General features: G+C 39.9%; 13 protein-coding genes and 1 other annotated feature. Of the genes, 9 read left to right on the top strand and 4 right to left on the bottom strand.

The window, feature by feature from the left end:
• Window positions 1-162: 162 nt before the first annotated feature.
• Both BUB71_RS07740 and BUB71_RS07735 read left to right on the top strand, forming a co-directional pair.
• A complete protein-coding gene (locus BUB71_RS07740; protein WP_084731263.1) occupies window positions 163-858 on the top strand; it encodes a response regulator transcription factor in 696 nt (231 codons plus the stop codon).
• A gap of 12 nt (window positions 859-870) precedes the next feature.
• Window positions 871-1,947, top strand: coding sequence for a HAMP domain-containing sensor histidine kinase (locus BUB71_RS07735; RefSeq protein ID WP_175552314.1), 1,077 nt, complete (start codon window positions 871-873; stop codon window positions 1,945-1,947).
• 107 nt (window positions 1,948-2,054) lie between these two features.
• Here the strand turns inward: BUB71_RS07735 and BUB71_RS07730 are convergent, their stop codons facing one another.
• Both BUB71_RS07730 and BUB71_RS07725 read right to left on the bottom strand, forming a co-directional pair.
• A complete protein-coding gene (locus BUB71_RS07730; protein WP_073154270.1) occupies window positions 2,055-2,789 on the bottom strand; it encodes an ABC transporter permease in 735 nt (244 codons plus the stop codon).
• Complete coding sequence (locus BUB71_RS07725) at window positions 2,786-3,709, bottom strand: ABC transporter ATP-binding protein (protein ID WP_073154269.1); 924 nt, start codon at window positions 3,707-3,709, stop codon at window positions 2,786-2,788. The genes BUB71_RS07730 and BUB71_RS07725 overlap by 4 nt, the downstream gene beginning before the upstream one ends.
• Before the next feature lie 201 nt (window positions 3,710-3,910).
• On the opposite strand from BUB71_RS07725, the gene BUB71_RS07720 reads away from it, so the two are divergent.
• The 5 genes from BUB71_RS07720 (at window position 3,911) to BUB71_RS07700 (ending at window position 11,123) form a co-directional block, all read left to right on the top strand.
• Window positions 3,911-4,750 carry a class I SAM-dependent methyltransferase gene (locus BUB71_RS07720; RefSeq protein ID WP_073154268.1) on the top strand — a complete coding sequence of 280 codons (840 nt, stop codon included), beginning with the start codon at window positions 3,911-3,913 and terminating at the stop codon, window positions 4,748-4,750.
• A gap of 9 nt (window positions 4,751-4,759) precedes the next feature.
• Entirely contained in the window at window positions 4,760-6,586 is a 1,827-nt protein-coding gene (locus tag BUB71_RS07715; protein ID WP_073154267.1) for a HEAT repeat domain-containing protein, read from the top strand.
• Window positions 6,587-6,761: 175 nt separating this feature from the next.
• Window positions 6,762-7,009 (top strand) — a binding site (T-box leader).
• Window positions 7,010-7,047: 38 nt separating this feature from the next.
• On the top strand, window positions 7,048-9,708 hold the full coding sequence (locus BUB71_RS07710; RefSeq protein ID WP_073154266.1) for a valine--tRNA ligase: 2,661 nt from the start codon (window positions 7,048-7,050) through the stop codon (window positions 9,706-9,708).
• Between the two features lie 106 nt (window positions 9,709-9,814).
• Window positions 9,815-10,006 carry a hypothetical protein gene (locus tag BUB71_RS07705; RefSeq protein ID WP_073154265.1) on the top strand — a complete coding sequence of 64 codons (192 nt, stop codon included), beginning with the start codon at window positions 9,815-9,817 and terminating at the stop codon, window positions 10,004-10,006.
• Between the two features lie 67 nt (window positions 10,007-10,073).
• The gene (locus BUB71_RS07700; RefSeq protein WP_073154264.1) at window positions 10,074-11,123 is read left to right on the top strand and encodes a D-alanyl-D-alanine carboxypeptidase family protein; all 1,050 of its coding nucleotides are present in this window, start codon (window positions 10,074-10,076) and stop codon (window positions 11,121-11,123) included.
• A 155-nt stretch (window positions 11,124-11,278) separates the two neighbouring features.
• Here the strand turns inward: BUB71_RS07700 and BUB71_RS07695 are convergent, their stop codons facing one another.
• Together BUB71_RS07695 and BUB71_RS19050 are read right to left on the bottom strand one after the other, a co-directional pair.
• Window positions 11,279-12,325, bottom strand: coding sequence for a hypothetical protein (locus tag BUB71_RS07695; RefSeq protein WP_073154263.1), 1,047 nt, complete (start codon window positions 12,323-12,325; stop codon window positions 11,279-11,281).
• Between the two features lie 227 nt (window positions 12,326-12,552).
• Complete coding sequence (locus BUB71_RS19050; protein WP_139279023.1) at window positions 12,553-13,023, bottom strand: hypothetical protein; 471 nt, start codon at window positions 13,021-13,023, stop codon at window positions 12,553-12,555.
• A gap of 381 nt (window positions 13,024-13,404) precedes the next feature.
• On the opposite strand from BUB71_RS19050, the gene BUB71_RS07685 reads away from it, so the two are divergent.
• Window positions 13,405-14,391 (top strand): thiamine pyrophosphate-dependent dehydrogenase E1 component subunit alpha, encoded by a 987-nt coding sequence (locus tag BUB71_RS07685; protein ID WP_073154261.1) that lies wholly within the window; start codon window positions 13,405-13,407, stop codon window positions 14,389-14,391.
• Window positions 14,392-14,420: 29 nt separating this feature from the next.
• Window positions 14,421-15,410: an alpha-ketoacid dehydrogenase subunit beta gene (locus tag BUB71_RS07680; RefSeq protein WP_073154260.1), complete on the top strand. Its 990-nt coding sequence runs from the start codon at window positions 14,421-14,423 to the stop codon at window positions 15,408-15,410.
• Window positions 15,411-15,413: the final 3 nt, after the last annotated feature.

Below are 15,413 nucleotides of genomic sequence, written 5' to 3'. Positions count from 1 at the left end.
AGTCGAGGGGTGATCGGCAATGCTCCATTTCGGGCGTAACATAGTGGAATGGCAACCAGAGCTTCGCCGTAAGCCACGATCATGAGCGGATCACGTGATTTTATCTACAAGCTGGAAGCCGTTCTTTAACGGCTTTTTTACATCATGAAAGAAGGTGATCTGATGACTACGATCCTCATCACCGATGATGACCCAAACATCCATCAATTATTAAGTATTTATTTAGAAAATGAAGGTTTCCAAGTTTTGAGTGCATTTCATGGTGAAGAAGCTATGCAAGTGATTCAAAAGGAAGAAGTGGACTTAGTCATTTTAGATACCATGATGCCTAAGATGGATGGTTACACTGCCTGCATGAAAATAAGAGAAATCCGCAATATGCCGATTATTTTCCTGACTGCCAAAAGTGAAAATCTGGATGTGATCCAAGGTTTAACCATTGGAGCGGACGATTATATGACGAAGCCTTTTCAACCATTAGAATTGGTAGCACGGGTGAAGTCACAACTTCGTAGGTATCATTCTTTACAAGGTTCTACCACCAAGACTTCCAGTGAGGAGTTAGTGTTCGATAATTTGGTAATCAATCGTAAAACACATCAAGTGGAACGAATGGGGCAGAAGATAGAACTCACACGTCGAGAGTTCGCGATTCTGGAACTACTGGCTCGAAATCATGGCATTGTATTCAGTATAGAAGAGATCTATGAAAAGGTATGGAAAGAAACCTTTATCAATAATGAGAACACAGTAATGGTTCATATTCGAAATATACGCGCCAAATTAGAAGACCAACCCAAAAAGCCAAAGTATATACATACAATCTGGGGAGTCGGATATAAATTTCAGAGTGAATGAGGTTTTATGATAATGAAACTAAGTGTAAAGTTACTCTTGGCAGTACTTGTTTCGTTTGCTGTCTCATTGCTCACTTTTGTGCTTGTCTACCAATGGGTTTTGGTAAATTATTTGATCCCAGGGCGTGTCAAATCGGTTTCAGGCTTTAACTTGTTAACACTCTCTGTATTCATCGTTGCCTCGGTGAGCTTTATTGTCGTTTTTTTACTTATCATTCGTCGAAAAATCACATATATCAAGTATATGCAAAGCGGAGTAAAAGAGATGGCTGGAGATGCATTAGGTGCAACCATTTCCATTCAGGGTAAAGATGAGCTTGCAGAGCTTGCTAAGAGTATTAATACAATGTCTAAAAAATTGAAAAAGAAAGTAGAAGCTGAACGCGAAAAAGAAAGGTTAAAAAATGAGTTGATTGCCAATCTTTCTCATGATTTACGAACACCATTAACGACCGTTATTGGTTTTCTAAGTTTAATTCGGGAACAGAGATATGAACGACAGAGTCAGTTGTCTGAGTATGTTGAAACAGCGTATAAAAAGGCAGAACAGTTAGAACATCGATTAGAAGATTTATTTACATATACAAAATTAAGTAACAATGAAATCCAGTTTCAGCCCCAAGTACTCGACATAAGAAAGATGCTGGTTCAGTTTCTTCATGAGTCATTACAGATAATCGAGGAGAGTCAACTATCGATTAAAGCTGATTTTTCTACCGATCCAATCATGATTGAGGCTGATCCAGAGCATATGATCCGTGTTTTTGAAAATCTGTTATCCAATGCACTCAAATATAGTAAAAAGCCAGGAGAAATTTGGGTTAAGCTCCAACAAGGTCATGATTCTGCACAGATTACATTTCGCAATCGAGCGAAAACCATCCCTGAGCATGAACTAGCTCAACTTTTTGATCGCCTCTATCGGCTTGATCAGGCGCGGTCGCCAGAAGAGGACGGATCAGGCTTAGGTCTTGCGATTGCCAAACAGATGATTCAATTACATCAAGGCAGAATATGGGCAGATCAAGAAGGTGAAATGATTGATTTTCATATTCACCTTCCATTAGTTATGGACACTCCAAGTGACTGAAGCTTATCATCAGCTTTCATCTTAAAGCATGTTTTAGTGGAAATCAGTATTCCTACTCATACAATGAAAAGTGTACCAACTAGAAGAAACGCTTTTCTTATCTTTTATCAATGAATATCTCGTTTTTCCGTAATCATCATCGCGATGACCATTGTGATCAAAAAGATCGGGATCAGCATATCCCAGATGAGAGGGATGGTCTGATTGTACCAACCAATTGATTGTAGAATTACATAGTAAGGTAATGCGGGAAAGAGAAGTGGCCCAATCGAAGGCATGGCTAAGGAAATAAAGGCTGTCATAATAAATAATCCAGCAGTGACAATCGGTGGAATAAAATGTTGTGTCCACAAGCTAATACAAATGTAAATGGGTATCATTAGGAACTGCATCAATCCCGTTTTTAGCGCCAATGGAAAATAATATAAAAACGCATTCCAAGCGCCTGATTGAATAAAGAGTGTACCAGTTAGAATGATCAGAATATGTGAGAGAATGGTAAGAATGATGATCATCAGGAATATAACGATAGTCTTTGCTAAAAGAATGGTTGTACGGCTTTTTGGTAATGTATACAGGTTGATGATTGATTTTGTTTGGAATTCATGAACAAAGATAAATGCTGTTAAGGAACCAAAAAGTAATGGGAAAATAAATAAATGATTAACCTGGAAAGCAAGACCAACCAAGTCGACCCACTTTGCTGATACACCCAAATTGGTTGTTTTCATAAATGTGGATAGTAGTGTGATCAGTGGCGTCATCAGAGTCGCAATGATTGCTGAAAGTATAATTTTGGAGCGTTTCCATTTTAACAGTTCTAATCGTATCGTTGTGATCATGATTCAAAACCTCCTGTAATCCGCAGAAAATGATCTTCAAGTGACTCACGGCGAAGAGTAAAATGTGAAACATCGAAACCAGCTTGATGAAGGTGGCGATTGATCTCTGCTGGTTGATGAAATGTCCCAAATAAATGAACCGTTTGCTCATCTATTATTTTTGTGTCATGAAGCCGATACGAATGGGCAAGAGTCTGAATAGCTGATTGAGGATTGTTTACCTTTATTTCGATATACTGTTTTCCATGTTGCTGTAGATCGGCTAGTACAATCTCTTTTGTTAGCATTCCTTGATGTATCATTCCAACACGATCTGCTAATTGCTCAATCTCTGATAAAATATGACTAGATACCAAGACAGTAATATGAAACTCTGTTCTGAGTTGTTGAATCAATTCTCGGATTTCTTTAATTCCAGATGGGTCAAGACCATTTGTTGGTTCATCAAGGATCAATAATTTTGGCTGATGTAATAATGCTCTTGCTAATCCAAGTCGCTGTTTCATGCCAAGTGAATACCCTTTGACTACCCGATTGGCTGCTTTTTGTAAACCCATAAATTCTAAAGTTTCATCAATCCTTGCCACATCCACTTCAAACATCTTTGCATTATAGTAAAGATTCTCTCTTGCTGTTAAATTTGGATAAAATCCTGGGTATTCAATTGTTGCGCCAATCTGACGAAGACGCATCTCTTTTCGAACGATATCTGTTTGACCAAATAGTTGGATGGTGCCTGTTGTTGGTTTGATTAAATCCATAATCATTCGGATCGTCGTTGTCTTACCAGCACCATTTCGACCCAGAAATCCATATATTTCACCTTGATATAGATTTAGATTAAGGTTTCGAACAGCCCAATGATTCGCGTACTTTTTTCCAAGATTGGTCAATTTTAAAATGGGTAATTCACTTTTCATCATCAATTCCTCCCTCTCTTGATCAACATACCGAAAATTTCCTAAACTGTCCTAAATAGATTCTTAAATAAAACTGAAGTTTGAAGGAATCGCTCTAAAAACGATGAAAAGTCCATGTAAGTGTGCTATAAGGATGCATTTAAAATCTAGATTGCAAGCATTTCTAGATAGAAATTGAAAATGATGACAGGGGGACGTAAATTGAACAAAAATCAAAACATTTATGTTTGGGATACACAGGAGGCGGCAGAAAAGTGGGTACAGAAGAAAAATGAACGTGATCGATTACTAGGTACAGTAACGATGCACATGATTGAACAAGCCAAACTTCGGCTGGATGATCATGTTCTAGATATCGGGGCAGGCACTGGTGATCAGACTTTACTTGCTGCAAAGAGCGTAGGAGCTCAAGGGAAAGTAACAGCAATTGATATATCGCAAAGCATGATTTCAGTTGTTAATCAAGTCATGAAATCAGAAAATGTATCAAATGTAGAAACAATGGTAATCGATGTAGCTAAGCTAGATGTACCAGAGGAAACATTTGATGCCATGATTGCACGGATGAGCCTTATGTTTGTCGATGAACTGGAGGAAACGTTAACAAAACTGTATCAAATCTTAAAGGGAGGGAGGACATTATCGGCGCTTGTTTGGTCAAAAGCTGAAGCCAATCCATGGATTGCTCCGATCATGCAAGTATTAAGACCTGAAGCCGTCCTTGATCCTTTAGGTAGACCAGGTCTCTTTTCCCTTTCAGAGCCTGACCATGTCCAGCGCCAGTTTCAACTTGCTGGCTGGGAAGAAATTCAAATTCAGAAACTATCAATCACGCAAGAATATTCATCAGCAGAGTCGTATGTACTTAACCATATTCAAACATCATCAGGCCCCACTGCAGTTGCTTGGGCTGAGTTAAATGACCAAGAACAACAAAATGCTCTCAAAAAATTGATTGAAATATATCAACAATATGAAACATCAGCAAAACTTTCATTACCAGGTGAAGTTTTATTAATAGTCGCGAGTAAACATGGGTAGGTGAATCATTTGCAGCAAGCGGAGCAACTCTTCCAAATTTTTGTCAAATTGGCTAAAAACGAAGGACACTCACGTGCAAAGTATGTAAGACAATTATCAGCAGCTCCAAGTGCTGTGCAGGATGATGTAATAAAGCGGGCTGTCCAGTCGCGAGATGCGCAACTACGACGAACGGCATATGCTGTGATTGGCGAATGGGGTAATTTACGATTTGCTGACCATTTATGTCATGGGTTAGATGATGCAAAAGCAAGTGTAGTCCAAATGGCAGTTTGGGCTGTAGGGAAATGTAAGTGGCACAAAGCCTTACCGAAACTGACAGGGCTGATTAGACGTAAGTTTGGTTTTAAAGTGATAAAGACAATCATATGGACATTAGGAGAATTGAAAGATATTGAAGTAACCCCAATCTTATGTGATTTACTGATTGATGCCAATGTGAGGCAGGTTGAAGGGATTTTAGTAAGCGGTTTGAAACTTGGATATACAAGTTTTCGGGAAATTATTTTAGCGCTTGATTGTCAATATCATTCCGTACAAACAGCACTTCGAAATATGACACAATCCAATCAAAAGATGCGAGCTGTTTTGCTTCGAATGGCCAAAAATGAAAAAGATCAAGAAGTTACACAAGCACTTGTTCAAATACTGCCATATACCACCTTTTATGAGCATGAGTATCACCAATTGCTACAGCAGACTTATGAGCCACTACGATTAGCTGTTTTTCATTCGATTGGAACCTCTGCATTGCCTATCGCGATCAAGAAAGCCTTTTTACTAAATTCTTTAAACGATCCCAGTAATCGATTGGTTTTACAGTCATTAGAGCAATTGAAGACCATGTTGACTGATTCAATTGTACGTAAACAATTCCAAAACGTGGCGACGACGCACCTATCACCGAAAATTCGTCATCAGGCTCAAGCCTACCTGCGACATGCAGATCAATTACAACAGCTCAAACAACAAAAAATAGATCAAGGACATTTCCTTCTTGAGACGCTACCAGGCTTAGAGTCATTTGTGCAAGAAGAAGCAATCCTCAAGAAGATTCCATTCAATGTGAAAACAATGGGTAATGGATGGCTTGAGATCGAATGGGAAACAACTGTCAGCTTGGATGAATTACGAAAACTCCATACGATCTCAAGAATTTGTGGGATTGATAAGGTCTGGAGGAAGCATGAAAATATTGAATCATTAAAAGAAGCGATAAATCCTTTTGAAAGAATCACGATTGACGGGCAAGTTTTTGAAGTGATTACATTGTTTCAAGAAAAGCAGATGCTTCGTCCGAGACGGACTTTGCATGCAACATCATTAGACTGGCGAGTGGCGCGAGCAATGGTACTGATCTCTAAGCCAACTCCACGCGATGTAGTAGTTGATCCTACCTGTGGAAGTGGCACACTTTTAATGGATCGAGCTGCATTTGGCTTGTATGAAAGACTATTAGGAGGCGACCAAGATGAATCATCAGTCTGCTTGGCAAAACAGAATCTCCGCCCATTTCATGATGTTACGATTCAGCAATGGGACGCTAGATCAATATCGATTGACGAGCAATGTGTATCCACGATTTTAGCCAACTTACCTTTTGGCAGACGTGTAGGGGATCATGAGGCGAATTTAAGGCTATATCCACAATTGGTGAAAGAGATTGTTCGACTATTACAAGTGGGCGGTCGGGCTGTTTTACTTACTCAAGAAAGTAAGCTCATGCATGATGTCTTAAAACCATACCTTCAACAGTTGATGATTGAACTGGATCACAAGGTAGAGATGGGTGGATTAACACCACATATCTTCTGTTTACGTCGGATAGATGGATGAGAAAAGGAAATAAAAAACATTTGGGTAGCAGAAGGAGACAAAGTGGAGTCAAATGATAAAATATTGACAGAACCATATCTTTGTTCATCTCATCCAATCAATTGTTGTATAATCTATCGTTTACACTCAATTAGTTGCATTTCGCTTATATGTTAAGTAAAATGAGGCAAAGTAAATTGAAGCGATGATAGGGAAGAGTAGATTGTGAAACCCACAGAGAGGGGGATCATTTGGTAATCACCATTTGCTGTGAGATTCTCTGGGTGGTAGCAGTTGAAGGTAGCCCTGGAGCTGCTTTAGCGAACCTCAGCTTTGAGTAGTAGTTGAAGCCGATGATCTACGTTACAGATGTGAAGTGAACGAACCAGTCTTTCTTTGGCTGTGGCGTTAATAAAGGTGGTACCGCGAATCCTCGTCCTTTAGACGGAGGATTTTTTATTTTGATATAAGGAGGACGTAAGATGTCAAAGTCAATCAAAGAGATCGAAATGTCTACAAAATATGATCCAAAGTCTGTAGAAGCAAAACAATATCAATTTTGGCTGGATCGTGAGTTGTTTAAACCCCCTGGTAATCAAACAAGGGAAAAATTTAGTATCGTAATCCCCCCTCCGAATGTAACAGGGATGTTGCATATTGGTCATGCTCTTGATTTTACATTGCAGGATATTTTGATCAGAATGAAGAGAATGCAGGGTTACGATACCCTCTGGTTGCCAGGAATGGATCATGCGGGCATTGCAACACAGACCAAGGTAGAGGAAAAACTACGTGAACAAAATAAAAGTCGCCACGATCTCGGGCGGGAAAAGTTTTTGGAACTGGTATGGGAATGGAAAGAGGAGTATGCTTCTGTCATTCGCGAACAATGGGGGAAGATGGGCTTTTCTCTCGATTATTCTCGTGAGCGTTTTACAATGGATGAAGGTTTATCAAAAGCAGTTCGAAAGGTATTTGTCGATTTATATAACAAAGGATTGATTTATCGAGGGAAATACATTATCAACTGGGACCCCGTTGCGCAGACTGCACTTTCTGACATTGAAGTCATCCACAAAGAAGTAACAGGGAAAATCTATCATCTTCGCTATCCGCTAGTAGATGCAAGTGGAGAAATAGTTGTCGCAACAACACGTCCAGAAACAATTATGGGGGATACAGCCGTAGCGGTTCATCCAGATGATGAAAGATATCAGCACTTAATAGGAAAGCGTGTTCGCTTGCCGATTGTAAATCGCGAAATCCCAATTATCGCTGATGATTATGTTGATCCTACCTTTGGTAGTGGCGCAGTGAAAATAACACCTGCCCATGATCCAAATGATTTTGAAGTAGGACAGCGACACCACTTGGCTCAAGTTCTTGTTATCGATGAGCGTGGCGTAATGAATCAAAATGCTGCACATTTTCAAGGTATGGATCGCTTTGAATGCCGAAAACAGATTATCAAAGAGCTTAAACAAGATGGGAATTTGCTTAAAACAGAAGAACATGTCCATTCAGTAGGACATAGCGAACGGAGTGGGGCAGTAGTAGAACCCTATTTGTCGACACAATGGTTTGTAAAAATGCAACCACTTGCTGATCAAGCGATAGAATGGCAAAAAAGTGATCAAGCAATTCGCTTTGTTCCTGAACGATTTGAAAAGGTATATTTACAGTGGATTGAAAATGTTCGTGATTGGTGTATCTCACGTCAATTGTGGTGGGGACATCGTATTCCTGCTTGGCATTGCACGGATTGTCAAGAGTTGACAGTTGCGATGGAGGAACCAACAAAATGCAGTCATTGTGGAAGCAGTCAATTAAAACAAGATGAAGATGTGCTAGATACTTGGTTTAGCTCAGCGTTATGGCCATTTTCTACATTAGGTTGGCCTGATGAAACCGCAGACTTGAAGCGTTATTACCCAACCAATGTATTGGTAACTGGCTACGATATTATTTACTTTTGGGTGGCTCGGATGATTTTTTCGGGACTGGAATATACAGACGAAAGACCGTTTCAGGATGTTCTAATGCATGGAATTGTACGTGATGAAAATGGGCAGAAGATGTCTAAATCCCTTGGCAACGGAATTGATCCGCTTGAGGTGATTGATCAGTATGGAGCAGATTCACTTCGTTATATGATTTCGACCGGTAGTACACCAGGTCAAGATCAACGGTTCCGATGGGAGAGAGTAGAATCAGCAAGGAATTTTATTAATAAAATTTGGAATGCTTCTCGTTTTGTACTGATGAACCTAGATGGATTTCAATATGAAGAAATTGATCTATCTGGCGAATTAGGCGTTGCCGATCAATGGGTTTTACATCGATTGCGTGAAACGGCTGAAGAAGTAACACGGCATCTTGAAGAATACAATTTTGGTGAAGCAGGTCGAAAATTATATGATTTTGTTTGGGATGAGTTTTGTGATTGGTATATTGAATTGGCTAAGTTTTATCTATATGGTGATGATGACCAAGCAAAGCAGAAAACAAAATCAGTTCTTTGTTATGTTTTAGATCAGACACTTCGTCTCCTGCATCCTTTTATGCCATTTGTAACAGAAGAGATTTGGCAACACTTGCCCCATCAGGGTGAAAGTATTGTTGTGGCTGATTGGCCATCAGGAGCGCAGTTTGATTACCCTCAAGCAGTTGCTCAAGTACATCTTTTGATTGATATCGTTCGTCAAGTGCGCAGTATTCGTGCTGAGGCTGAAGTGTTGGGCAGCAAAAAGATCACATTGCTCATACGACCGAGTGATCAGACAACATACGCATATATCAAGCAGGGGGAAACATACCTACAGCGATTCTGTAACTTGGACAAATTAGAGATTGCCTTAAATTTGCCAACACCAGAGAAAACCATGAGTGCTGTGGTAAGTGGTGCGGAAATCTTTGTTCCTTTAGCTGGATTGGTTGACCTGGATTTGGAGATTGAACGTCTCACCAAAGAGCTGAAAAAGTGGAACACTGAGGTGGAGCGCGTACAAAAAAAATTAGCCAATCAGCGCTTTATTGAGAAAGCCCCGGCTCAGATTGTGGAAGCAGAACGGGCCAAAGAGCAGGATTATCTGGAAAAACAAGCTAAGGTAAAAGCACGTTTAGCCCAATTGCAATCAGAGTAAGAGTGCTAGAAATAGCGCTCTTTTTGTTTTGGAAGAGACGGAAAATTCTGTTGTGTTTTACTGTTTATTCGATATAATGGGAGCATAATGGAAAAGGAGGACGCTGATGGAGGAAATAAAAAATTTACTACTAAAACTCCTTGAACGAAGCGAGTTGACACATGCGAAGTTAGATGCTGTAGAGGTTAAGTTAGATCGTCTGGATTTTCAAATTGAGCAATTAATTCGCAAAATTGATTCACCAACCCAATTAAACAGTGGACAGAAGCTTTTATATGGAGGAAAAAGGCTTCACTAAAGGTTTATTGTCTACCAAATAGATCGATTATTCCAACTTTTACATATATTGATTAAAGGAGTTTTTTATGAATAAATATATTTCTTCTCTCATTATTCTTTTGTTCATTCAACTTCTTTTTAGTCCTGTTGCAATAAAGGCGGAGCCCAATCCCAACTTGACACCTTCTCTATCAGATGAAGAAAGAAAGCAATTACACCAACCCCGAATTTACGAAGATTCTAACGAAAATGAACCAGTCCAATCACTTAAAAAGTCAGATTCATCGAAAGACTCTTCAGGGCCTCAGATTGAAGCAGCATCTTATGTACTGATCAATGATCAAACCGGAAAAGTGATGGCTCAGAAAGATCAAAATGAACCACGTCCCCCAGCAAGTATGACGAAAATGATGACCGCTTATCTTGTTTTAGATCAAATTCAACAAAAACGGATTCATTGGGATGATGAGGTGGTCGTAAGCAAAAGAGCTGCTGCAATCGATGAGGCACAAATATTTCTTGTTGAAAATGAACGTATTACTGTAAAAGAGCTGATGAAAGGGGTAATGGTTCAATCAGGTAATGATGCTGCTGTTGCGTTGGCTGAGTATGCAGGGGGTACAGAGGAGAAGTTTGTAGAAATGATGAACCATAAAGCTAAGCAACTAGGCTTGCGTCATACACACTTTAACAATGCATCCGGTTTAGACCATAAAGATTACCCTGACCCCCCAAAATCGCCGGGCAATCATGTGATGTCGGCTGCTGATACAGTTCAGTTGGGGCGCAGTTTAGTAAAAGTTCATCCAGGAATTTTTAAATTTAGCACGATTGCTCACTATACCTTTCATCCAGGCACAGATCGAGAACAAAAAGTGACAAATTGGAATCGGATGTTACCAGGGTTAGAATATGAATATCAGGGTGTCGACGGTATCAAAACAGGCTCTACCAGTGCAGCGGGATATTGCTTTACGGGTACTGTAGAACGTGATCATCAACGGCTCTTCTCAGTCGTTATGGGTGCTCCTACTGTTGCGAAACGGTTTACAGAAACAAAAAAATTATATGATTATGGATTTCAACAATTAGCAAAAACAAAAAGGAAACATATAGAAAAGAGAAAGGCAAGTTAGCTATTGATCGACCACATCCTGTAAAATGGCAGATTACTACGAGCACCCCGGGCTATATCCCCAGTTCCTGCTTATGAAAAAAGTATGCTCTGCTATAAATTGGGAAGAAGGGGAGAAAGTGTGCTGGAGCAGATAGAAATCTTCAAACTGTGCTCTTATGGTTCTCGTTCAGGCGATTTTGTAATGATTGGATCGAATGGAGTTGTTTTGTGCCATTCTTTTGTCGTTTGAATGTTTCGAAGTTCGCGGTCTACATGACTTTTGATCATACTAGTACAAGTAATCAATTGCCAAATATCTCGTTGAGCCATATCATAAGGTGTTTGGGAATTATGTTGATCATATAGTTGGTTATATAATTGATTGATATGTTCATGAAAGTTTTTGAGAGTTGCTGGGTTAAGTTGTGCTTTTGATTCAACACGATCAAAGTGAGACATCATCTGTTTGAAGATTGCCGCATTGATATGATATGGTTCCGTCTCCAGTAAGTTTAAATGCTCTATAGGTGCTTTGTTAAGTAGGTTCATGATATATTGATCTGTGATCAATATATCTTCATCCGTTATGAGTCCCCAGCTTTCTTTTTCAATTCTCCCTAAAGTGAGTTGAGCTTTCTCTTCATCGCTTAATTCCTTTGTTTGGTTGATTCTTTTTGAAAATTCAAGTCCATATGTATCAATTAGATGTAAGCGAAATAGCTCTAGCCTTTGGATACCACTGGGTGTTAGTAATGCCTGTAACAGAGATCTTTCATTTGTGTTTACTTGATTGCTCGTTATACATGAATTTAACTCTTCGAGGAATGAATGATTTGTATTTTGAACAGAATCTAGCTTCTGAAGAAGTACATGATGGAGATGCAGTAGCTTTGTGACTGAAGAAATGATCTTTGGGTGAAACTCTTGATCTGCTCTTGACAAATCTGCTGCTTGATGTCCTTTATTAGATTTAAAAACAATTTCTCCTTTTTGTATTTCCATCTGGGTGTCGTTCAGATGCTTCAGAATTTGAAAAACTTGTTGAGGATGCGTTTCTACATCATCTGCTTGGAGAGCTATTGATGCTTCGTTATAAAATGAGTCAATGGAATCGATAATCTTGTTTTGATCATCTTTTGGCACAAAATACCCTTCTTTCACTTTCACCAAGTCAAATAGATATTCCATCCCAGTACTAGGCTTTAAATAATCATGATCCACTTTCTATTCACACCTTTCAATATATTTATTCAAAATAAAAATTATTTATATTCATTATACCAAAAGCCTCTCTCCATCAAGGAGAGAGGCTTTGCTTGTAGATTTACAGATGAACCCTTTTCCTTTTCAGCGTTTATGTTCTCTTTTTGACTTTGATCGCTGTGATCAACTGACGGAGCCATGGGAGAACAGGCACATAAGTAGAAAATATCACAATAGGAAGCACGCTAAGCCAAATCCAGCCGGAATAGTCCGTAGCCGCTCCAATGGATCCACCGATCAAGAAACCGCCCGCATTGGCGATGTTGATCGAAGTAAACCAAGCAGAAGCAGCCAGCCCTTTTCGATCTTCTGGCAGAACCATAATGTCGCACTTGAGCCGCTGCTAAGAAGCTTCCCAAGATGGAGGAGAAGGCAAAAGCGGCCATCACAATCCCAGTACCCTGCTGGATGTGTTGGAGATTTAGTACCAATGGCAGGGTATTGGTCAGCATATTCATGTTGACCAGCACCAGACTGCTTACCAAGATACTGATTGTGACAGAACGAGGAAAGCCTTCTACTCCCAGTATCCGTTCCAAAAAGCGCAACAACATTTCCTTCCAAAAATGATGCGGTTTCCATCTGTTTTCATATCGTTGATCTCCAATGGGATCACCATTGGTTGCTTCGTTGTCTACTTTCGAAATCCACCTCATATCATAGCGAATCATTATCCTTTGAAAATAATTTAACATACTTGAGTGAGAAGACTGCTGTTGCTAAAAGTGTTGATCTTCGCTACTGCTGGGTGATTGAGCATGGCATCATTCAGCTCTTGATTGTGTAGCTGAACTAGAGAAATGCTTTTTCCCTCAAAAATCTGATTGTTTTTTGCACCTCAAGTTCATCAAATAATTGGTAATCTTGATTATTTTTCGAATGTGTGATTCCTCCTACATATTGACTCGCTGAATGGAAACGATACAATTGATGAGTTTTTTATTTGACGATAAAAGTAATTTATCGTATGATCATTTACAAATGTAATATAAAAGAACAAATGTAATTGGCTGAGATTATGATAGGAGGTTTGTTGGATGAATAAGCAAGTAGAACTTCCAAAAGCATTCAGCAAGGAAAGATTGTTAGAGTTAGCGCATCAAATGTGGTTGATTCGCTATTTTGATGAGAAAGTAGATGAGTTTTTTGCTCGAGGTCTAATCCACGGCACGACGCATCTATGTGTTGGACAAGAAGCAACAGCAGCGGGTGCTTGTGCAGTGTTAAATGAGCAAGATAAGATCACAAGCACTCACCGTGGTCATGGTCACTGCATCGCAAAGGGTGCAGATGTAAATCGTATGATGGCCGAATTATTTGCTCGTGAAACCGGTTATTGCAAAGGAAAAGGCGGCTCTATGCATATCGCTGATGTAGACCGTGGTAACTTAGGGGCTAACGGCATTGTAGGCGGTGGCATTCCCATTGCAGTCGGTTCTGCACTAACTGCTAAAATGAAGAACTTAGATTATGTAACTCTTTGCTTTTTTGGAGATGGGGCTTCAAATGAAGGAAGTTTTCATGAAGGAATCAATCTAGCCTCTGTATGGAATCTACCAGTCATCTTCTTCTGTGAAAATAATCAATATGGCATGTCAGGCTCAGTAAAAGAAATGACCAACATTGAAAATATCGGTGATCGTGCGGCTGCTTATGGAATACCAGGTATCGTTGTAGAGGGAAATGATTTATTTGCCGTTATTGAAGCGACTCAAGAAGCTTTAGAACGAGCACGAAATGGTGGCGGCCCTACTTTGATCGAAGCAAAAACATACCGATGGAAAGGTCACTCTAAGAGTGATGCGAAAAAGTATCGGACAAAAGAAGAAGAGAGATTTTGGAGAACGGAAAAAGATCCACTTGTATTTATGGCAAATCGTTTAATTGAAGCTGGACTGACGGATGAACAAGAATGGGAAAACATTCGTCTTCAAGCCAAAGAGGAGATTGAAGCTGCTGTCCGCTATGCAGAAGCAAGTCCACAGCCTTCATTAGATAGTTTAGAAACAGATGTTTATGCATAAGAAAAGATTTTTAGATTGGAGATAAGACGATGCGAGAAATTACTTATGCCGAAGCTGTGCGAGAAGCAATGTCCGAAAAGATGAGAGAAGATCAAGATGTGTTTATTCTTGGTGAAGATATTGGTGTATATGGTGGAGCGTTTGGAGTAACTCGTGGCATGATTGAAGAGTTTGGTCCAGAACGAGTACGAAATACACCTATTTCTGAGTCGGGAATTGCTGGGGCAGCAGTAGGTTCTGCGCTGACTGGAATGAGACCCATTTTAGAGTTGCAGTTTTCCGACTTTATTACCATTGCGACTGACCAAATCATTAACCAGGCGGCAAAGATTCGATATATGTATGGTGGGAAAGGCAAAGTGCCTATGGTACTGCGTACGCCTGCTGGGTCAGGTACAGGAGCGGCGGCTCAACATTCGCAAAGCCTTGAAGTATGGATGGCCCATATACCTGGTTTAAAGGTAATTCAGCCTTCTAATGCCTATGATGCGAAAGGTTTGTTAATCTCAGCAATTGAAGATGATAATCCAGTCATTTTCTATGAACATAAATTGTTGTATGGAATGAAAGCAGAGGTTCCGGAAGGGCTCTATCGAGTGCCGATTGGACAAGCTGATATCAAACGTGAGGGAAAAGATGTAACAGTAGTGGCAACTGCGATTATGGTGCCAAAAGCACTGCAAGCAGCAGAAACTCTAGCAAAAGAAGGAATTCAAGTCGAAGTGATCGACCCACGAACTTTAGTACCACTAGATGAACAGACGATTATCTCCTCGGTTAGTAAAACAGGTCGACTTGTTGTGGTTCATGAATCTGTGAAAAGAGCAGGTTATGGAGCGGAGATTGCAAGTATGATTGCCGAAAGTGAAGCATTTGATTATCTTGATGCACCGATACAACGTTTAGGTGGGAAAGCTGTACCGATTCCCTATAATCCAGAACTAGAAAAACATGCTGTTCCACAAGTGGAAGATATCATTCAGGCAGTTCATGCGACATTGAATCGAGAAGGGGCGTAGCGG

This window comes from Seinonella peptonophila, assembly GCF_900129355.1.
Taxonomy (GTDB): Bacteria; Bacillota; Bacilli; order Thermoactinomycetales; family Thermoactinomycetaceae; genus Seinonella; species Seinonella peptonophila.
The sequence above is the reverse complement of the archived record's forward strand: the minus strand, read 5'-3'. Positions and strand labels throughout refer to the sequence as shown.

Bases quoted from the DNA above. Each gene is read 5' to 3' on its own strand.
- BUB71_RS19050 (WP_139279023.1), bottom strand. From the start codon at position 13,023: ATGAGGTGGATTTCGAAAGTAGACAACGAAGCAACCAATGGTGATCCC.
- BUB71_RS07710 (WP_073154266.1), top strand. From the start codon at position 7,048: ATGTCAAAGTCAATCAAAGAGATCGAAATGTCTACAAAATATGATCCA.
- BUB71_RS07705 (WP_073154265.1), top strand. From the start codon at position 9,815: ATGGAGGAAATAAAAAATTTACTACTAAAACTCCTTGAACGAAGCGAG.
- BUB71_RS07740 (WP_084731263.1), top strand. From the start codon at position 163: ATGACTACGATCCTCATCACCGATGATGACCCAAACATCCATCAATTA.
- BUB71_RS07735 (WP_175552314.1), top strand. From the start codon at position 871: ATGAAACTAAGTGTAAAGTTACTCTTGGCAGTACTTGTTTCGTTTGCT.
- BUB71_RS07725 (WP_073154269.1), bottom strand. From the start codon at position 3,709: ATGAAAAGTGAATTACCCATTTTAAAATTGACCAATCTTGGAAAAAAG.
- BUB71_RS07685 (WP_073154261.1), top strand. From the start codon at position 13,405: ATGAATAAGCAAGTAGAACTTCCAAAAGCATTCAGCAAGGAAAGATTG.
- BUB71_RS07680 (WP_073154260.1), top strand. From the start codon at position 14,421: ATGCGAGAAATTACTTATGCCGAAGCTGTGCGAGAAGCAATGTCCGAA.
- BUB71_RS07730 (WP_073154270.1), bottom strand. From the start codon at position 2,789: ATGATCACAACGATACGATTAGAACTGTTAAAATGGAAACGCTCCAAA.
- BUB71_RS07700 (WP_073154264.1), top strand. From the start codon at position 10,074: ATGAATAAATATATTTCTTCTCTCATTATTCTTTTGTTCATTCAACTT.